The 850-nt window shown below is 30.8% G+C and carries 1 protein-coding gene; it reads right to left on the reverse strand.

Annotation, left to right across the window (positions count from 1 at the left end; translation table 11 throughout):
* Positions 1–181: 181 nt before the first annotated feature.
* Positions 182–682 (reverse strand): hypothetical protein, encoded by a 501-nt coding sequence (locus ACFQ1R_RS13120; protein ID WP_379926720.1) that lies wholly within the window; start codon positions 680–682, stop codon positions 182–184.
* Positions 683–850 lie beyond the last annotated feature (168 nt).

Consider the following 850-nt stretch of genomic DNA (forward strand, 5'->3'; position numbering starts at 1 on the left):
CTAAAATTCCGCAATCTTGTTTTTTTTCTGTTTTTAAATTCCGTAAAAATTTGCTTTAAATCTCAATATTTTTTCCGCAAAACTTGCGTTTGAGTGCGTGTTTTTAATGCAAGGTAACGTTTATGTATATAATATGTTTTTTGCAAAAAAATAGATTATATACGGTGTTACCACACGTTTTTTAATTTTGTTTAAGTGAGTCTATTTCGTTTTTTAAAGAATCTATTTCTAAATACATTTGTTGAAATTCGTTTCGGAAATCGGAATTTAAGTTGGTCGATTTTTCTATTGACGTGGATATCGATTCTATTGCCTTTGTCATTTTATCTTCACTCATTGAGGCAGGAACGTACCCTAGAAGCGCTCCGAGGATTAGCAAGAGCACTGCACGTCGAACCTCAGTTCTAAGTTTTTTGTCTGTCTTTGATTTAATTGAAAAATCAAGTTTTTTTCCTTCAATAAGATTATTATAATATTTTTCAAACCCTAAGTCAATAGCTATAAAACCGTTTTCATCCAATTCATATTGATTAGGTGTTGTTGTAGGTCTTACTAAATTTAATGATTTACATACAACGAATAATTTATAATCAACACCTTTTTTTCGCTCATAAAGAAATACATCACTATTTAAGATGCTTTTTAATAAATCATCAATATCTTTATATTCCTTATCAGTCATCAATTCTTTTTTATTTTCTCCCCAACAGTAGTTAAATGTGTGGTAACGTCGCGTATAAGAATAGTGTGGGTTTGTGAGCGGCGATTTTCCGCAGGAAAATCGGAAGCTTGCAAATACACACAAACTTTCGATTGAGCGATTTGTCCGCATTATTTTTATACAATGTTA

The organism is Mariniflexile jejuense (assembly GCF_042675665.1).
GTDB classification, from domain to species: domain Bacteria; phylum Bacteroidota; class Bacteroidia; order Flavobacteriales; family Flavobacteriaceae; genus Mariniflexile; species Mariniflexile jejuense.